This window comes from Kitasatospora sp. NPDC040550 (assembly GCF_055594965.1).
Window position 1 is genome coordinate 30,982 of sequence record NZ_JBVIWC010000037.1, and the last position, 18,208, is coordinate 49,189.

The following is an 18,208-nucleotide window of genomic DNA, read 5'->3' on the forward strand; positions in this document are numbered from 1 at the left end:
GCACGAAGCACCCAGAAGGAGTCAGTCGTGTCCGCGAACAGCTTCGACGCCCGCAGCTCGCTGCAGGTGGGCGACGAGTCGTACGAGATCTTCAAGCTCTCCGCCGTCGAGGGTTCCGAGCGGCTGCCCTACAGCCTCAAGGTGCTGCTGGAGAACCTGCTCCGCACGGAGGACGGCGCGAACATCACCGCCGACCACATCCGCGCGCTGGGCAACTGGGACGAGAACGCCCAGCCGAGCCAGGAGATCCAGTTCACGCCCGCCCGCGTGATCATGCAGGACTTCACCGGCGTCCCCTGCGTGGTCGACCTGGCCACCATGCGCGAGGCCGTCAAGGAGCTGGGCGGCGACCCGGCCAAGATCAACCCGCTGGCCCCGGCCGAGCTGGTCATCGACCACTCGGTCATCGCCGACAAGTTCGGCACCAAGGACGCGTTCACCCAGAACGTCGAGATCGAGTACGGCCGCAACAAGGAGCGCTACCAGTTCCTGCGCTGGGGCCAGACCGCCTTCGACGAGTTCAAGGTCGTCCCGCCGGGCACCGGCATCGTCCACCAGGTGAACATCGAGCACCTGGCCCGCACCGTCATGGTCCGCGGCGGCCAGGCCTACCCGGACACCTGCGTCGGCACCGACTCGCACACCACCATGGTCAACGGCCTGGGCGTGCTGGGCTGGGGCGTCGGCGGCATCGAGGCCGAGGCCGCGATGCTCGGCCAGCCGGTCTCCATGCTGATCCCGCGCGTCGTCGGCTTCAAGCTGACCGGCGAGCTGCCGGCCGGCACCACCGCCACCGACCTGGTGCTCACCATCACCGAGATGCTGCGCAAGCACGGTGTGGTCGGCAAGTTCGTCGAGTTCTACGGCGACGGCATCGGCTCCATCCCGCTGGCCAACCGCGCCACCATCGGCAACATGTCGCCGGAGTTCGGCTCGACCTGCGCGATCTTCCCGATCGACGCCGAGACCATCAACTACCTCAAGCTCACCGGCCGTGACGAGCAGCAGCTCGCCCTGGTGGAGGCGTACGCCAAGGAGCAGGGCCTCTGGCACAACCCGGCGCACGAGCCGGTCTACTCGGAGTACCTGGAGCTGGACGTCTCCACCGTCGTCCCGTCGATCTCCGGCCCGAAGCGCCCGCAGGACCGCGTGATCCTGGCCGAGGCCGCCGAGCGGTTCGCCGAGGCGCTGCCGACCTACTCCGCCGAGGCCTCGAAGCCGACCGCCGTCACCGCCCCCGACGGCTCGACCTACGAGATCGACAACGGCGCGGTCGTGATCGCCTCGATCACCTCCTGCACCAACACCTCCAACCCCTCCGTCATGCTGGGCGCCGCCCTGCTGGCGAAGAAGGCCGTGGAGAAGGGCCTGACGGTCAAGCCCTGGGTCAAGACCACCCTGGCGCCCGGCTCCAAGGTCGTCATGGACTACTACGAGAAGGCCGGCCTGCTCCCGTACATGGAGAAGCTGGGCTTCAACCTGGTCGGCTACGGCTGCGTCACCTGCATCGGCAACTCGGGCCCGCTGCCCGAGGAGGTCTCGGCCGCCGTCAACGAGGCCGACCTCGCGGTCGTCTCGGTGCTCTCCGGCAACCGCAACTTCGAGGGCCGGATCAACCCCGACGTCAAGATGAACTACCTGGCCTCCCCGCCGCTGGTGGTCGCCTACGCCCTTGCCGGCAACATGAACGTCGACATCACCAAGGACGCCCTGGGCCAGGACGCCGACGGCAACGACGTCTTCCTCGCCGACATCTGGCCGACCGAGCAGGAGGTCGCCGACACCGTCGCCGGCTCCATCGACGAGGCGATGTTCGACAAGGGCTACCAGGACGTCTTCGCCGGTGACCACCGCTGGCAGTCGCTCCCGGTCCCGACCGGCAACACCTTCGAGTGGGACGCCGAGTCCACCTACGTCCGCAAGCCCCCGTACTTCGAGGGCATGGCCAAGACCCCGAGCCCGGTGACCGACATCGCCGGCGCCCGCGTCCTGGCCAAGCTGGGCGACTCGGTCACCACCGACCACATCTCCCCGGCCGGCAACATCAAGCCGGGCACCCCGGCGGCGCAGTACCTGACCGCCAACGGCGTCGAGAAGCGTGACTTCAACTCCTACGGCTCGCGCCGTGGCAACCACGAGGTCATGATCCGCGGCACCTTCGCCAACATCCGTCTGCGCAACCAGATCGCGCCGGGCACCGAGGGCGGCTACACCCGCGACTTCACCCAGGCCGACGCCCCGGTGTCGTTCATCTACGACGCCTCGCAGAACTACCAGGCCGCCGGCACCCCGCTGGTCGTCCTGGCGGGCAAGGAGTACGGCTCCGGCTCGTCCCGTGACTGGGCCGCCAAGGGCACCGCGCTGCTCGGCGTCAAGGCCGTCATCGCCGAGTCCTACGAGCGCATCCACCGCTCGAACCTGATCGGCATGGGCGTCCTGCCGCTGCAGTTCCCGGAGGGCGAGAACGCCGAGTCCCTCGGCCTGACCGGCGAGGAGACCTTCTCCATCACCGGCGTGACCGAGCTCAACGAGGGCCGCACCCCGAAGACCGTCAAGGTCAACGCCGGTGGCAAGGAGTTCGACGCGGTCGTCCGCATCGACACCCCCGGTGAGGCGGACTACTACCGCAACGGCGGCATCCTGCAGTACGTGCTGCGCTCGCTGATCGGCTGAGCTCCGCGTTAGCGCCCGAGGGGGCCGGACCGCGCCACGCGGTCCGGCCCCTTTTGCATGCTGCACCGGAAGCGGACGTCCTCTTGTGCGTCACCCGGCCCATGGACTAAACCTCTGTGCCATCTGGTCCAGACCATTTGACGCCGCCTCAGAGAACGGGTCCGGTATGCCCACTCGCGCCTCAGCCCTGCTCGCCGCCACCACCGTCGCCGCCCTGCTCGTCGCCCCCACCGCCGCCAACGCCGCGGAGAGCGGCCACCACGGCCCCGGACCGAGGGGCCAGCGGGTCGGCTACTTCACCCAGTGGGGCGCCGACAGCTCCGCCAAGCGCGTCCAGGACTCCGGCCAGGCCGCCAAGCTGACCGTGATCAACTACGCCTTCGGCAACGTCTCCGCGGACGGCACCTGCTTCGAGAGCAACGACTCCGGCCGGGGCGACGCCCACGACGACTACCAACGCGCCTTCTCCGCCGCCGAATCGGTGGACGGCGTCGCCGACGCCCCCGGCCAGCGGCTCAAGGGCCACCTCAACCAGCTGCGCAAGCTCAAGGCGAAGAACCCGCAGCTGCGCACGGTCATCTCACTGGGCGGCTGGAGCTGGTCCACGTACTTCTCGGACGCGGCCGCCACCGACGCCGCCCGCAAGAAGTTCGTCTCCTCCTGCATCGACCTCTACCTCAAGGGCGACCTGCCGGTCCTGCCCGGCTCCCCGGAGGGCGGCGCGGGCGCGGCCGCCGGCGTCTTCGACGGCATCGACATCGACTGGGAGTACCCGGGCGGCGGCGGGGACGCCGGCAACGTGGTCCGCCCCGAGGACGGCCGCAACTACACCCTGCTGATGGCCGAGTTCCGCCGCCAACTCGACGCGCTGGGCGGCCGGAAGGGCAAGCACTACCTGCTCACCGCCGCCGTCGCCGCGAACGAGACGGTCGCCGACCGGCTCGAACTGCCCGAGCTGAGCCGGTCGGTGGACTGGCTCAACCTGATGACCTACGACCTGCACGGCCCCTGGGAGGGCAAGGGCCCGACCAACCACCAGGCCAACCTCTACTCGGACCCCGCCGACCCGGACGCCCGCCGGCGCAGCGCGGACGCGGCCGTCACCCACTACCAGGAGCGCGGCCTGCCCTCCCGGCAGCTCGTCCTCGGCGCCCCGCTGTACGGCCACGGCTGGACGGGCGTCGCCCCCGGCGGGCGCGGCGGCCTCCACCGGAGCGCCACCGCCGCCGCTCCCGACCACTCCTACGCCGAGCTCAACGCGCTGCCCGGCACGGTGTACGTGGACCGCGACCACGGTGCGTCCTGGAAGTACGACGGCTCCACCTTCTACAGCTACGACACCGCCGAGGTGCTCACCGAGAAGGCCCGCTACGCGCGCCGGAACGACCTGGCCGGGGTGATGGTGTGGTCCCTGGACGGCGACGACGCCAAGGGCAGCGCGATCGCCGCCCTCGACCGCGGCCTGCGCCGGGACTGACCCCGGCCGGGGCCCGCCCCGGCGCCGACCGGTACGCCGGAGGGGCCCGCCGACACGTGGTCGGCGGGCCCCTCCGGGGTGGTGTCAGGCCCGGTCGCAGGCCTGGGCGCGCAGGGCGCGGGCCAGGTCGTCCCGGCGCTCCAGCACCAGCCGGCGCAGCGCCGGCGCGGCCTGCGGGTGACCGTCCAGCCAGGTGTCCGCCTCGGCCAGGGTGTGCTCGTCGGTCTGGGCGATCGGGAAGAAGCCGCCGACGATCCGCATCGCGATCTCGATGGTCCGCTCCGCCCAGACCTTCTCCAGCAGCTTGAAGTACGGCGCCGCGTAGAGGGCGGTCAGGTCGCGCTGGGCGGGAATCGCGAAGCCCGCGCTGTTGGCCTCGACCAGGGCGCTCGGCAGCTCGTCCGAGTCGATCACGGCCGACCAGGCGGCGGCCTTGGCCTCCGGGGTGGGCCGGGCGGCCAGGCACTGGGTGTACTGGCGCTTGCCGCCGGCGGTGTTGTCGGCGGCCAGCTCCCCGGCGAGCTCCTCGTCACCGGCCTGCCCGGCGGCGGCCAGGGCCAGCCACAGCGCCCAGCGCAGCTCCTGGTCGACCTCCAGGCCGTCGATCCGGGCGCTGCCGGCCAGCAGTCCGCGGACCAGGCCGAGGTGCTCGGCGCCGCCCGCGGTCTGGGCCAGGAAGCGGGCCCAGGCGAGCTGGTGGTCGCTGCCGGGGACGGCCCCGCGCAGCTCGCGCAGGGCGCCGTCGGCGAGCCGGCGGGCGCCCTCGGCGCGCCACTCGGGGGCGGCGTACAGGTCGACGGCGGTCCTGGCCTGGGTGTGCAGCGACTGCAGCACGCCGATGTTGCCCTCCTGGCCGGCGAAGCGCAGCACCAGGGCGACGTAGTCGCGGGCCGGCATCAGGCCGTCCCGGGTGAGGTTCCAGACCGCGGACCAGGCGAGCGCCCGGGCCAGCTCGTCGCGGATGTCGCCGAGGCCGGTGCGCAGGGTCTCCAGCGAGTCGGCGTCGAAGCGGATCTTGCAGTAGGTGAGGTCCTCGTCGTTGAGCAGGACCAGGGCCGGGCGCTGACGGCCGACGGCCCCGGTGACGACGGTGCGGGCGCCGGTGACGTCCAGCTCGATCCGCTCGGTGCGCACCAGGGCGCCGTCGGCGTCCCGGTCGTACAGGCCGACTGCGATCCGGTGCGGGCGGAGGATGTCGCCGTCCTGGAGGACGGCGAGTTCGGTGATCCGGCCCTCGGCGTCGGTGGTGACCTGCGGGGTGAGCGCGTTGACGCCGGCGGTCTGCAGCCAGGCGGCGGCCCAGCTCTTGAGGTCGCGGCCGCTGGTCTCCTCCAGCACGCCCAGCAGGTCGCCGAGTTCGGTGTTGCCGAAGGCGTGCCGCTTGAAGTAGCGGCGGGCGCCCTCGAAGAAGGCCTCCGAACCGACGTAGGCGACCAGCTGCTTGAGGACGGAGGCGCCCTTGGCGTAGGTGATGCCGTCGAAGTTGAGCTTGGCGTCCTCGAGGTCGCGGATGTCGGCGGTGATCGGGTGGGTGGTGGGGAACTGGTCCTGCCGGTAGGCCCAGGCCTTGCGCTGGTTGGCGAAGGTGACCCAGGCGGAGGAGTAGCGGGTGCGGGCGCCGATCAGGCCGTAGGAGCCCATGAAGTCGGCGAAGGACTCCTTGAGCCACAGGTCGTCCCACCAGCGCGGGGTGACCAGGTCGCCGAACCACATGTGCGCCATCTCGTGCAGGATGACGTTGGCGCGGGACTCGTAGGCGGCGTCGGTGACCTTCGAGCGGAAGATGAACTCCTCCTTGAAGGTCACGCAGCCCGGGTTCTCCATCGCGCCGATGTTGTACTCGGGGACGAAGGCCTGGTCGTACTTGCCGAAGGGGTACGGGTAGTCGAACTCCTCGTGGAAGAAGTCGAGTCCGAGCTTGGTGACGCCGAGGATCTCCTCCGCGTCGAAGTGCGGGGCGAGCGAGCGGCGGCAGAGCGCGGAGAGCGGGATCTCCAGGGTGGTGCCGTCGGCGAGCTCGCGGCTGTAGTGGTCGGTGGCCACGTGGTACGGGCCGGCCACCACGGCGGTGAGGTAGGTGGAGATCGGCTTGGTCGGCGCGAACTCCCAGGTGCGGGCGTCGCCTTCGGCGGTGACGTGCTCGTGCACGGCGTTGGAGCGCACGTCCCAGGCGGCCGGGGCGGTCACCGTGAAGGTGAACGGGGCCTTGAGGTCGGGCTGTTCGAAGGTCGCGAACACCCGGCGGGCGTCGGCCGGCTCGTAGTGGGTGTAGAGGTAGGTCTCGCCGTCGGCGGGGTCGACGAAGCGGTGCAGGCCCTCGCCGGTGCGGCTGTAGGCGCAGTCGGCCTCGACGGTGAGGACGTTCTCGGCGGCCAGCCCGTCGATGTGCACCCGGGCGCCGTCGTAGGCGGTGGCCGGGTCCAGCTCGCGGCCGTTGAGGGTGACCGAGCGGACGGCGGGGGCCAGCAGGTCGAGGAAGGTGGCGGCGCCGGGCCGGTCGCAGCGGAAGGCGACCGTGGTGGTGGAGCGGAAGGTGGCGGACGCCGGGTCGGGGGCCGAGGTCACGTCCAGCCGGACCGTGTAGCCGTCGACGGCCAGGACGCCGGCTCGCTGCTGTGCTTCCTCGCGGCTCAGGTTCTTGCCCGGCACGGCGGTACTCCTTTGTCCGGCCCGCACGGTGGTGCGTGCGTGGATGGTGCGGATCCGTGCGCGGTGTGCATCGCGCACGCAGGGGCATCCTTTCACGCCCGCCCCGGCCGGTACCATTGCACAGCCCGCCGCGTCCGGGGCCGGAATCAGCGGCGGCGCGCGGGTGTTGAGGTCCGGGTGGGGGGCGACACCCCCTGCCTCGGAACACCTCACGAAGGACGAGACCCAGTGACGACTGCCGCTGAGCGCAAGACCGCCGACTTCTGGTTCGACCCGGCCTGCCCGTGGGCGTGGATGACCTCCCGCTGGCTGATCGAGGTCCAGCAGCTGCGTCCGGTCGACGTGAACTGGCACGTGATGAGCCTGTCGGTGCTCAACGAGCACCGCGACCTGCCGCAGAGCTACCGCGAGCTGCTGGACAACGCCTGGGGCGCGGTGCGGGTCTGCATCGCGGCCGCCCAGCAGCACGGCGACGAGGTGCTGGGCCGGCTCTACACCGAGCTGGGCCTGCGCTTCCACAACCAGGGCCTGCCGCAGAACCGGGAGACCATCGAGGCCGCCCTGGTGGCCGCCGGCCTGCCCGCCGAGCTGGCGGACGCGGCCGGCACCGACGCGTACGACGAGGCCCTGCGCGCCTCCCACAAGGAGGGCATCACCCTGGTCGGCGAGGACGTCGGCACCCCGGTGATCGCGGTCGAGGGCGCGGACGGCGACCGGGTCGCCTTCTTCGGCCCGGTGGTCACCCCGGCCCCCAAGGGCGAGGCCGCGGCCCGGCTGTGGGACGGCACCCTGCTGGTGGCCTCCACCCCGGGCTTCTACGAGATCAAGCGCACCCGGACGGCCGGCCCGTCCTTCGAGTAGGCCCCGGCGCGCACGGCGAAGGCCCGGTACCCCGTGCGGGTACCGGGCCTTCGCCGTGGTCCGTCCGTCAGCGCCCCGCGGCCGCGTCCCGGCGCTGCTTGAGCAGCCCGGCCGCGCTCAGCAGGGCGACCAGCACCCCGGCCGCGTACAGCTGCTGGCGGTTGCCCTCGGTGGTGGTCATCAGCGCGAGGATGCCGGCCACGGCGGCCATCGCGACCCAGGTCAGGTACGGGTAGCCCCACATCTTCACGGTGAGCAGCTCGGGCGCCTCGCGCTCCAGCCGGCGGCGCATCCGCAGCTGGACGATGCAGATGAACAGCCAGACCACCAGGATGGCGACGCCGGTGGTGTTCATCAGCCAGGTGAACACGGTGTCCGGCCAGAACTTGGCGGCCAGCACGGCGCCGAAGCCGAACAGGCAGGAGGCCAGCACGGCCCGGCGCGGCACCCCGCCGGACACCTTGGCCAGCGCCTTGGGGCCCTGGCCGCGGCCGACCAGCGAGTACGCCATCCGGGAGGCGCCGTAGATGTTGGCGTTCATCGCGGACAGCAGCGCGATCAGCACCACCACCTCCATGATCGTCCCGGCCCCGGGCACCCCGAGGTGGCGCAGCACCGTGACGTACGGGCCGTCGGCGACGACCGACGGGTCCTTCCAGGAGACCAGGGTGACCACCAGGGCCATCGAGCCGATGTAGAAGATCGCGATCCGCCACACGGCGGTGCGCACCGCGTTGGCGACGTTCTTCTTGGGGTCGTCGGACTCGGCCGCGGCGATGGTGACCGTCTCCAGGCCGCCGTACGCGAAGACCGAGGCGAGCAGGCCGACGATCAGTCCGCTGACGCCGGTGGGCAGGAAGCCGCCCTGGCCGGTGAGGTTGGTGCTGCCGGGGGCGCCGGGGCCGATCACGCCGGCGATGCCGAGCCCGCCGATGACCAGGAAGGCGATGATCGCGGCGACCTTGATGGTGGCGAACCAGAACTCGAACTCGCCGAAGTTCTTCACCGCGGTGAGGTTGCTGGTGCAGAAGAACACCATGAACAGGGCGACCCAGACCCAGGCGGAGACCCCGGGTATCCAGCCGTTGACGATCTTCCCGGCGGCGGTGGCCTCGGCGGCGACGCCGCAGCAGAGCATCACCCAGTACATCCAGCCGGCCGTGATCCCGGCCCAGGGGCCGATCTCCTGTTCGGCGTGCACCGAGAAGGAGCCGGAGGCGGGGCGGGCGGCGGACATCTCGCCGAGCATCCGCATGATCAGCATGACCAGCAGGCCGGAGAGGGTGAAGGCGAGGATGATCGCCGGCCCGGCGGCCGCGATGCCGGCGCCGGAGCCCACGAACAGGCCGGCGCCGATGACGCCGCCGAGGGCGATCATCGACAGGTGGCGCTGCTTGAGTCCGTGGCTGAGCTGCTGGCCACCGGACGGCGGGGGAGCGTCGGTGGTCCCGGGCGCCGGGGGCGCGGAGGTGGGGGCCATAGGGGTGGATCCAGACTGTGCGGAATGCGGCATGAGCTGTCCAATATCCGGGGCCCCCGCTGCTCATGCCAACGAGGTCCGCCGCGGGCCCACCATGCGGACCGGGCGGTGACCGTGCGTGGCGGCCGGTTCGCCGAGAGTCGCCGGAAGCCGGTTCCGACAAGCTTCGTGGGCGGTGCTTTGTCCGAAACCGTGGGGTCGGCGCAGTGGATCACCGCGTAGGTTCACAGGTGTTCACTCACCTGGACCCCACGGAGGAGCCCCGATGGCCACTGCCACCACCCCGATAGCGCGCCGCGCCGTCCTCGCCGACCTGCTGCCCGCCGCCTCGACCCGCCTCGGCACCCAGGCCCGCGACCTGGCCCTGGTGGTCGGCGGCGCCGCGCTGACCGGCGTGGCCGCCCAGCTGTCGGTCAACGTGCCCGGCTCGCCGGTGCCGGTCACCGGCCAGACCTTCGCCGCCCTGCTGGTCGGCACCGCGCTCGGCGCCCGCCGCGGCGTCGCCTCGCTCGCGCTCTACCTGCTGGCCGGCGCGGCCGGCCTGCCCTGGTTCGCCGAGGGCACCTCCGGCTGGGCCATGCCGTCGTTCGGCTACGTGCTCGGCTTCGTCCTCGCCGCCGCCCTGACCGGCGCGCTGGCCCGCCGCGGCGCCGACCGCTCGCCGCTGAACACCGCGGTGACCATGGCACTGGGCAGCCTGGCCATCTACGCCGTCGGCGTCCCGTACCTGGCGTTCAGCCTGCACGTCCCGCTGGCCCGCGCCGCCGAGCTGGGCCTCTACCCGTACCTGGTCGGCGACGCGCTCAAGGCCGCCCTCGCCGCCGGGGCGCTGCCGCTCGCCTGGAAGCTGCTCGGCCGCCGCTGAGACCCGGGCCCCCGTTGTCGGGCCCGGGCGCACCCGCATGCCACACTCATGGCATGCGCGTGTACCTGGGCTCCGACCATGCCGGATACGAACTGAAGAACCACCTCGTGGAGTGGCTCAAGGGGGCCGGCCACGAGCCGGTCGACTGCGGGCCGCACATCTACGACGCCGAGGACGACTACCCGCCGTTCTGCCTGCGGGCCGCCGAGCGCACCGCCGCCGACGCGGACGCCCTCGGCATCGTGATCGGCGGCTCGGGCAACGGCGAGGCGATCGCCGCCAACAAGGTCAAGGGCGTCCGTGCGGCGCTGGCCTGGAGCGTGCAGACCGCCGAGCTCGGCCGTCAGCACAACAACGCCAACGTCATCTCCATCGGCGGGCGGATGCACACCGAGGACGAGGCCACCGAGTTCGTCGAGGTCTTCCTCAAGACCCCCTACAGCGGCGAGGCCCGGCACACCCGCCGGATCGAGATGCTGAGCGAGTACGAGACCACCGGCGAACTCCCGCCGATCCCGGCCCACCACCCCCAGGGCTGATCCACCCGCCACCGACGGCCGGCCGCACCCTCCCGTGCGGCCGGCCGTCGCCGTCCGCGCGGCCCGGCGCCTGTGTCGTCGGCCACAGCCGCCCGCGCACGAGCAGCCGCGCACGCGGGGCGCACGCGCTGCCCGCGGGCTCCGTACGCCCAACCGGTGCACGCCTCCTGACGGCGCGCCCGCCACCGGCCCGATCGGCCGAAACCCGCTGAGCGCCCCGCGCGCCGGGGCGGCCGCCCGCCCCCGGGCCGTCGACGCCGGGCCGCACCCGTGGATAGGGTCGGACCCCATGGCTGGCAGACCGCCGGGCGCACCGCCCCAGACGACTGCGACGAGGCCCGGCGCCGCCCCGGCGTCCGAGCCCGTGACGGCCCGGCTGCGCAAGACGCTCCGCCGGGCCCGCCGAAGGCTGCGCACGGCCGGTGTCGACTACTTCCGCGGCGGCGCCGCCGACTGGCCGGTGCTCTGCGCGCTGGCCCTGCTCGTCCCGCTGATGATCCTGCTCAACATCTGGATCCCGGACTGGGCCCCGCCCACCACCCTGGTCCTGCCGATCCTGGCCGGCGCACTGCTGCTGCGCCCCGGCTCCCTGGTGGTCCTGTACGCGCTGGCCGCCCTCGGGCTGTCCGCCGAGTCCGTGATCCACACCGGCCAGCGGGTCGCCAGCGACAACCCGGAGGCCTACGTCTACGGCGTCACCCCCGGCGCGGCCCTGGTGGTCGGCGCCGCCGGGGTGGGCGGGCTGCTGCTGGCCCAGTTCCGGGCCCGGGTCGGCGTCCCCTGGTGGGGCGGCTCCACCATGCTGTTCGACCTGCGCGAGCGGCTGCGGGTGCAGAGCCGGGTGCCCGAGTTGCCGGCCGGCTGGCACGCCGACATGGCGCTGCGCCCGGCCGGCGGCCAGTCCTTCTCCGGCGACTTCGTGGTGGCCGCCCGCACCGGCCCCGGCCAGCGGCTGCTGGAGGTGGTCCTCGCGGACGTCTCCGGCAAGGGCATGGACGCGGGCTCGCGGGCGCTGCTGCTCTCCGGCGCCTTCGGCGGCCTGGTCGGCTCGCTGCCCGCGCACGACTTCCTGCCCGCCGCCAACGGCTACCTGCTGCGCCAGTCCTGGGAGGAGGGCTTCGCCACCGCCGTCCACCTGGTGCTGGACCTGGACAGCGGCGAGTACGAACTGCTCTCGGCCGGGCACCTGCCGGGCATGCAGCGGCTGGCCGGTGAGGGGCGCTGGGAGGTCAAGGAGGCCGAGGGCCCGCTGCTCGGGATCTACGACGGCGCCAAGTTCGACGGCGTGCGCGGCCGGCTGAACCGGGGCGACGTGCTGATGCTGTGCACCGACGGCATGGTCGAGGCGCCCGGCCGGGACCTCGCCGAGGGCATGGACCGGCTGATGGGGGAGGCCGACCGGCTGGTCCCCGGCGGCGCCCCGGGCAGCGGCGCGGGCGCGGCGGGCGCGCTGATCGAGACGGTCGCCCGGGACATCAACGACGACCGGGCCGTACTCCTGCTCTGGCGCGACTGATACTCGCCCGCTCGCTGTGGCTCGCCCGCTCGCCTCCGGGGCGGGGCTCGCCCGCGCGCGGGCCCGCGTCATGTGCCACCGGCAGTGCCGTCGTGTCAAGCCTGGCAGCTGATCTTCGGCCATATCGGACGGCCCGTCGGCTGAGCGGATCCGCGACCTCCGCTCCACGCCCCCGGGCGTTTCCCGGCCGCTCAGCAGCGCCCCGCCGACGATTCGTCAGAACGGCTCCGCTATCGTCCCGGTCGGCGGAAACTCGTCCCGCATCGCAGGATGTCGGCGTTGGGCCGACTGTCAGACCTTTACGCAATCGGCACGGTCGACCACACTGAGTCCGGGCGGGACTGTTCAGGATTCGGGGGATGGGGGGCGACACGTGCGGCACACCAGACAGCGGGCCGGTGCGTGCTCCTCCGCCGGCGCTGCGCCGGACGGTCCGCGATTCCGCCTCGGGACCGTCGGACAGGCCGGGGTCCGGCTTCGCAGGTGCCGCCGGGCGGCGGCGCCACGCTATGAAACGAGGAAGTGAGTCCGGGTGGCACTCTCCGTCTCCGCGCTGGTCCTGTTCGCGATCCTGTGCATCATCTTCATCCGGAACAAGCAGCTGAAGATCCCGCACGCGATCGTCGCCGCCCTGTTCGGCTTCATGCTGCACGAGACCACGATGGCGACCTCCATCAACTCCCTGCTGGCCAACCTGGCGCACAGCATCTCCAGCATCACGGGGGGCTGACCCGGCCGGGCCGGACGCCCTCCGCCAGGGGCTTACCGGCCGGCCCGCCGGGCTTCCCGCCAGCGGGCGAACAGACCCCGGGGGCGCGCCGCCGCCGGGGCCGGGGCACGCACCGGCACGGGTGCCGGGGCGCCCGTCGGCGTGGCCGCGGCCGGTGCCGCCCGCTCCGCCGTCAGCAGCACGAACAGCCGCGCCCAGCACAGCCGTTCGCCGCGCGGCCAGTCCAGCGCGCGCAGCGCCGCGGAGGCCGCCTCCGACACCTCGCCGCCCACCCGGACCTCGGCGACGTCGTCGCCCGCCTTCCCGCCCAGGAAGAGCTTCACCCCGACCGGCCCCGGCCCGGTGAGTTCCCGCTCCAGGGCCGGCGCCAGCGCGGGCAGCACCCGGTGCTCGGCGAGCCAGGCCGCCAGGTGCTCGTTGCCGAAGCCGAACACCGCCGCCGGTCCCTGCACCGCCCGCCAGCCCGGGAGTTCGGGCAGGTTGGGGCGGTCGGCGTGGATCCCGCGCCCGTCGGCCAGTTCGACCAGCACCGAGGCGGTGGTGGTCGCCCACATCTTCACCGCGTTCGCGAGCTTCTCCTCCTCGGTCTTGCCGAGGCCGGGCGCGCAGTCCCACACCACCGGGGCGTCCGCCCGGCCCAGGTGGAGCACGAAGCCGAGGTCCACGTGCCCGGCGCCGCCGTCCTCCCCGGGGTGCTCGCGCACCGCCACCGCGGTGGTCCCGGGGCCGCGCACCACCTCGCCGTCCGGGTGGAAGTCCTGGCCCAGTCGTGCCATCTCCCGGATCACACAGCGCTGTATGACGGCCAGTCGCTCCTGCGGACCCACGGGACTCCTCCACTTCGGGAGCGCGGCGCCACGGGTCGCGCTCGAACTGCGCTCGAACGCCGCCGAGGCTATCGGCCCGACCGCCGTGCGGGAAACCGTGCGGACGCCTCCTCCCTGCGGTCGCGGAATTGTCCGGTATGCCCCACTTTGGGGAGCGGAACCCGACAGCCGCCCGCCTGGAGAGCCCGCATGGCCCGCACCGCCCCGACATCCCCCGCGCCCCACCCGGCCGCCCTCGCGGACCTGCTCGCGGGCCCGGACGGCTCCGGCCTGGTCGCCGAGGTGGAGGCCTACCTCGCCTCGCTGCCCGCCCCCGCGCGCACCCCCGGGCCGTACGTCTGCCGCTACGGGAGCACCCTGCGCCCCTGGCAGGCCGGCCACCCGGAGCCCCGGGCCACCCTGCTCGACCGGGCGCTGCGCCGCCCCGCCCGGCCCGTCCCGGTCACCGCCGCCGACCACCTGCGGCTCGCCTCCCGCTACATCGGCGCCCACGGCTGGCTGCAGGGCGCGATGTGGGACACCACCGGGCGGGTCTGCCTGCTCGGCGCCCAGGCCGCCGTCCTGGCGTACGGCTACGGCACCCCGGCGACCGTGCGGGCCGGCCGGGTCCAGCTGATGGAGGTGCTGCACGCCACCGGCCGCCCGGCGCGCTCCCCGGACGAGTACAACGACCGCCCCACCACCCGGGAGGGCGACGTCCACCTGCTGCTCGACCGGGCCGCCGCCCGGGCCGCCCGGCTGGGGCTCTGAGGCCCCGCACGGGCCCGGGAACGCCGACGGCCCCGGTGCGCTGGGCGCACCGGGGCCGGGCCGTGAGAGCGGGTGACGAGAATCGAACTCGCGTGACTAGTTTGGAAGACTAGGGCTCTACCATTGAGCTACACCCGCGCGAACCCGCCGACCGTTCCCGGCCGGAAGTTCGGGGGACAGCGTACCCGCTCCGGTCCCTCCCGTGCACACCGCATTCCGCGCGGACCCCTTCCGCGGCGCTCCCGCCGTGCTCCCGTCGTGCCTCCCGCCGTGCCTCCCGCCGTGCCTCCCGCCGTGCCCCGAATAAGTCGACGAGCCGTACAGGCCCGGCGTGTACGCTTCCTCTCGGCACCACGGGGTGTGGCGCAGTTTGGTAGCGCGTCCGCTTTGGGAGCGGAAGGCCGTCGGTTCGAATCCGGTCACCCCGACAGTGCGGCAGGGTCTCGCCCACCGGGGCGGGGCCCTGTTCTGTTCGGGCGGTACGGTGGCGCCTGGCGTCCGCCTTTCGTGGTACCGGTAGGATGGGGCGCTGGCGGTAGTCCCTGTGGCGTCAACCCAGGTCAACCGCCCGAGGGCGAGGAGTCAAGCTCACCGTCCACCCACACGGGAGATGCAGCTCCAACCGCCCATCGCCCGTCTCGTCCGACCCACCCGTACCGGCTCCGGCCGGGCGTGCGGGGCGGGCGGAGACAACCTGACCGCAAGCCCCTAGGAGACCTAACCGTGAAGAGCGCCGTCGAGACTCTGAACCCGACCCGGGTTCGACTCACCGTCGAGGTGCCCTTCGAGGAGCTCAAGCCCAGCCTCGACGCGGCGTACAAGAAGATCAACCAGCAGGTCACGGTTCCGGGCTTCCGCAAGGGCAAGATCCCGGCTCGCGTCATCGACCAGCGCTTCGGCCGCGGTGCCGTGCTGGAGGAGGCCGTCAACGACGCCCTGCCGCGCTTCTACACGCAGGCCGTCGACGAGGGCAAGATCGAGGTCCTCGGCCAGCCCGACATCACCAACATCGAGGGTGTCGAGAAGATCGCCGACGGCGGTGACCTCAAGTTCACCGCCGAGGTGGACATCCGCCCGGAGATCACCCTGCCGGAGTTCTCCTCCATCGAGGTGACCGTCGACCCGATCGCCGTCTCCGACGAGGACATCGAGAAGTCCCTCGAGCAGCTGCGCGAGCGCTTCTCCTCGGTCAAGGACGTCGAGCGCGCCGCCGCCGAGGGCGACATCGTGGTCGTCGACCTGATCGCCAAGGTCGACGGCGAGGTGCCGGACGACGGCACCGCCACGGGCGTCAGCTACGAGATCGGCTCGGGCCGCCTCATCGACGGCATCGACGAGGCCGTGCTCGGCCTGTCGGCCGGCGAGGAGAAGACCTTCGAGACCGAGCTCAAGGGCGGCACCCAGGCGGGCAAGACCTCCGAGGTCACCGTCACCGTCACGGCCGTCCAGGAGAAGGAGCTGCCGGAGCTGGACGACGAGTTCGCCCAGCTGGCCAGCGAGTTCGACTCCCTGGAGGACCTGCGTGCCGACTCCCGCAAGCGCCTGGAGCGCATGAAGGAGTACGACCAGGCCACCCAGGCCCAGGAGAAGGTCCTCGACGCCCTGCTCGCGCTGGTTGAGATCGAGTACCCCGAGAAGCTCCTGAAGGACGAGATCGAGACCCGCAAGCACAACCTCGAGCACCACCAGCTCGAGCCGATGGGTCTGAACATCGACACCTACCTGGAGACCCAGGGCAAGTCCCGCGAGGAGTGGGAGGCGGAGATCGAGGAGCAGGCGAAGAAGGGCATCAAGACCCAGTTCGTCCTGGACCAGATCGTCGCCAACGAGGAGCTGGGTGTTAACCAGGAGGAGCTCACCGAGCACCTCATCCGCCGTGCGGCCGGCTCCGGCCTCACCCCGGACCAGTTCGCCCAGCAGGTCGTCCAGGGCGGCCAGGTTCCGCTGCTGGTCGGCGAGGTCGCCCGCGGCAAGGCGCTGGCCACCGTGGTCGAGGCCGCCAAGGTGGTCGACACCGAGGGCAACGAGATCAACTTCGACGACGAGGACGAGACGGCCGAGACCGTCGAGGCCGCCGCCGCCGAGAAGGCCGAGGAGAGCACCGAGGCCTGAGTGTCCCGGTAGCCCCCTGAGGCGCTACGACGGGCCCGGACGCCGTACGGTGTCCGGGCCCGTCGTCGTCCCACCGCGCACCCGGGTGTCCCCGCGACCCTGCGCTCACAGCGAACAGTTCTGCGTGAGGGATTCTGCGGCCGGGCCTGCGCGTTAGGGTCCTTGGACAGCAACAATCACGACGTGATACCCGGAAGCTGTGCGACACCGTGACGGCCGCCCGGCGACCGTCCAAATCGACTGAGCAGGTGGCTAAGTGACGTTCCCGCAGATGCAGATGGGCCCGATGGCGCCGCACGCCGCCTCTGGTGACGTGCTCGGCGGCCTGGGTGACCAGGTCTACAACCGGCTGCTCAACGAGCGGATCATCTTCCTCGGCCAGCAGGTCGACGACGACATCGCCAACAAGATCACCGCGCAGCTGCTGCTGCTGGCCGCGGACCCCGAGAAGGACATCTTCCTCTACATCAACTCCCCGGGTGGCTCGATCTCGGCGGGCATGGCGATCTACGACACCATGCAGTACATCAAGAACGACGTCGTCACCATCGCCATGGGCATGGCCGCCTCGATGGGCCAGTTCCTGCTGACCGCCGGTGCCAAGGGCAAGCGCTTCTCGCTGCCGAACGCCAACATCCTGATGCACCAGCCCTCCGCGGGCCTCGGCGGTTCCGCCACGGACATCCGCATCCAGGCCGAGCAGCTGCTCCGCACCAAGAAGCGGATGTCCGAGCTGATCGCCTTCCACAGCGGCCAGTCCTTCGAGCAGATCACCCGGGACTCCGACCGGGACCGCTGGTTCACCCCGGAGGAGGCCCTGGAGTACGGCCTCATCGACGCGATCATGCACAGCGCCGCGGACGTCCCCGGCGGCGGCGGCACGGGCGCCTGAGCCTCGGCCCGGCCCACGAGACCACAGCCACAACGCCCCGGAGGACAAGAACCCCCATGAACATCCCCAGCCTGTCGGCCGCCCAGGCCCGCGTCGAGGACATGCGCGCCGAGGGTCGCTACATCGTCCCGCGCTTCGTCGAGCGCACCACGCAGGGCATCCGCGAGTACGACCCGTACGCCAAGCTGTTCGAGGAGCGCATCATCTTCCTCGGCTCGCAGGTCGACGACGTCTCGGCGAACGACATCATGGCGCAGCTGCTGTGCCTGGAGTCGATGGACCCGGACCGCGAGATCCAGATGTACATCAACTCGCCCGGCGGCTCGTTCACGGCCCTGACGGCCATCTACGACACCATGCAGTACGTCAAGCCGGACATCACCACGGTCTGCATGGGCCAGGCGGCCTCCGCCGCGGCCGTGCTGCTCGCCGCCGGCACCCCCGGCAAGCGGATGGCGCTGCCGAACGCCCGCATCCTGATCCACCAGCCGTACACCGAGACCGGCCGCGGCCAGGTGTCCGACCTGGAGATCCAGGCCAAGGAGATCTTCCGGATGCGCGAGCAGCTGGAGCAGATGCTCTCCAAGCACTCCAACAAGCCGGTGGAGCAGGTGCGCGAGGACATCGAGCGCGACAAGATCCTCACCGCCGAGGAGGCCCTGGAGTACGGTCTGGTCGACCAGATCATCTCCACCCGCAAGACCTCGCTGACCTCCTGAGGCCGGCACCGTCGGGGGGGGGGGGGGGGGGGGGGGGGGGGGGGGAGGACGGGGGGGGGGGGGGGGGGGGGGGGGGGGGGGGGGGGGGGGGGGGGGGGGGGGGGGGGGGGGGGGAAGA

General features: G+C 72.2%; 14 protein-coding genes and 2 tRNA genes. 12 read left to right on the top strand and 4 right to left on the bottom strand.

Annotated features, from left to right (window positions below; all coding sequences use genetic code 11):
• Positions 1–27: 27 nt before the first annotated feature.
• Positions 28–2,673 (top strand): aconitate hydratase AcnA, encoded by a 2,646-nt coding sequence (gene acnA / locus ACZ58X_RS36195; protein WP_470337821.1) that lies wholly within the window; start codon positions 28–30, stop codon positions 2,671–2,673.
• Positions 2,674–2,839: 166 nt separating this feature from the next.
• Positions 2,840–4,150, top strand: a complete 1,311-nt coding sequence (locus tag ACZ58X_RS36200; protein WP_470337822.1) for a glycoside hydrolase family 18 protein — start codon at positions 2,840–2,842, stop codon at positions 4,148–4,150.
• An 84-nt stretch (positions 4,151–4,234) separates the two neighbouring features.
• Here ACZ58X_RS36200 and pepN read toward each other — a convergent pair whose 3' ends face one another.
• On the bottom strand, positions 4,235–6,799 hold the full coding sequence (gene pepN, locus ACZ58X_RS36205) for an aminopeptidase N (RefSeq protein WP_470337845.1): 2,565 nt from the start codon (positions 6,797–6,799) through the stop codon (positions 4,235–4,237).
• 228 nt (positions 6,800–7,027) lie between these two features.
• On the opposite strand from pepN, the gene ACZ58X_RS36210 reads away from it, so the two are divergent.
• Positions 7,028–7,660 carry a mycothiol-dependent nitroreductase Rv2466c family protein gene (locus ACZ58X_RS36210; protein WP_470337823.1) on the top strand — a complete coding sequence of 211 codons (633 nt, stop codon included), beginning with the start codon at positions 7,028–7,030 and terminating at the stop codon, positions 7,658–7,660.
• A gap of 67 nt (positions 7,661–7,727) precedes the next feature.
• On the opposite strand, the gene ACZ58X_RS36215 is transcribed toward ACZ58X_RS36210, so the two are convergent.
• A complete protein-coding gene (locus ACZ58X_RS36215; protein WP_470337824.1) occupies positions 7,728–9,140 on the bottom strand; it encodes an amino acid permease in 1,413 nt (470 codons plus the stop codon).
• A gap of 265 nt (positions 9,141–9,405) precedes the next feature.
• Here ACZ58X_RS36215 and ACZ58X_RS36220 point away from each other — a divergent pair, with 265 nt between their 5' ends.
• The 4 genes from ACZ58X_RS36220 (at position 9,406) to ACZ58X_RS36235 (ending at position 12,790) form a co-directional block, all read left to right on the top strand.
• Entirely contained in the window at positions 9,406–10,005 is a 600-nt protein-coding gene (locus ACZ58X_RS36220; RefSeq protein ID WP_470337825.1) for a biotin transporter BioY, read from the top strand.
• A gap of 53 nt (positions 10,006–10,058) precedes the next feature.
• Positions 10,059–10,544, top strand: coding sequence for a ribose-5-phosphate isomerase (locus tag ACZ58X_RS36225; protein WP_375893080.1), 486 nt, complete (start codon positions 10,059–10,061; stop codon positions 10,542–10,544).
• Positions 10,545–10,833: 289 nt separating this feature from the next.
• The gene (locus ACZ58X_RS36230; protein WP_360245093.1) at positions 10,834–12,060 is read left to right on the top strand and encodes a PP2C family protein-serine/threonine phosphatase; all 1,227 of its coding nucleotides are present in this window, start codon (positions 10,834–10,836) and stop codon (positions 12,058–12,060) included.
• Positions 12,061–12,592: 532 nt separating this feature from the next.
• A complete protein-coding gene (locus ACZ58X_RS36235) occupies positions 12,593–12,790 on the top strand; it encodes a hypothetical protein (RefSeq protein WP_188304780.1) in 198 nt (65 codons plus the stop codon).
• Positions 12,791–12,822: 32 nt separating this feature from the next.
• Here ACZ58X_RS36235 and ACZ58X_RS36240 read toward each other — a convergent pair whose 3' ends face one another.
• Entirely contained in the window at positions 12,823–13,566 is a 744-nt protein-coding gene (locus ACZ58X_RS36240) for a DUF6348 family protein (protein WP_470337826.1), read from the bottom strand.
• A 240-nt stretch (positions 13,567–13,806) separates the two neighbouring features.
• On the opposite strand from ACZ58X_RS36240, the gene ACZ58X_RS36245 reads away from it, so the two are divergent.
• A complete protein-coding gene (locus ACZ58X_RS36245) occupies positions 13,807–14,367 on the top strand; it encodes a DUF6197 family protein (RefSeq protein ID WP_470337827.1) in 561 nt (186 codons plus the stop codon).
• 67 nt (positions 14,368–14,434) lie between these two features.
• Here the strand turns inward: ACZ58X_RS36245 and ACZ58X_RS36250 are convergent.
• Positions 14,435–14,505 (bottom strand) — tRNA-Gly (locus ACZ58X_RS36250).
• Positions 14,506–14,721: 216 nt separating this feature from the next.
• On the opposite strand from ACZ58X_RS36250, the gene ACZ58X_RS36255 reads away from it, so the two are divergent.
• From ACZ58X_RS36255 to ACZ58X_RS36270, 4 genes are all read left to right on the top strand, one after another.
• Positions 14,722–14,795 (top strand) — tRNA-Pro (locus tag ACZ58X_RS36255).
• 295 nt (positions 14,796–15,090) lie between these two features.
• Complete coding sequence (tig, locus tag ACZ58X_RS36260) at positions 15,091–16,479, top strand: trigger factor (RefSeq protein WP_470337828.1); 1,389 nt, start codon at positions 15,091–15,093, stop codon at positions 16,477–16,479.
• Between the two features lie 277 nt (positions 16,480–16,756).
• Positions 16,757–17,371, top strand: a complete 615-nt coding sequence (locus ACZ58X_RS36265) for an ATP-dependent Clp protease proteolytic subunit (RefSeq protein WP_329931219.1) — start codon at positions 16,757–16,759, stop codon at positions 17,369–17,371.
• A gap of 56 nt (positions 17,372–17,427) precedes the next feature.
• Positions 17,428–18,090 (top strand): ATP-dependent Clp protease proteolytic subunit, encoded by a 663-nt coding sequence (locus ACZ58X_RS36270; RefSeq protein WP_350886164.1) that lies wholly within the window; start codon positions 17,428–17,430, stop codon positions 18,088–18,090.
• Positions 18,091–18,208: the final 118 nt, after the last annotated feature.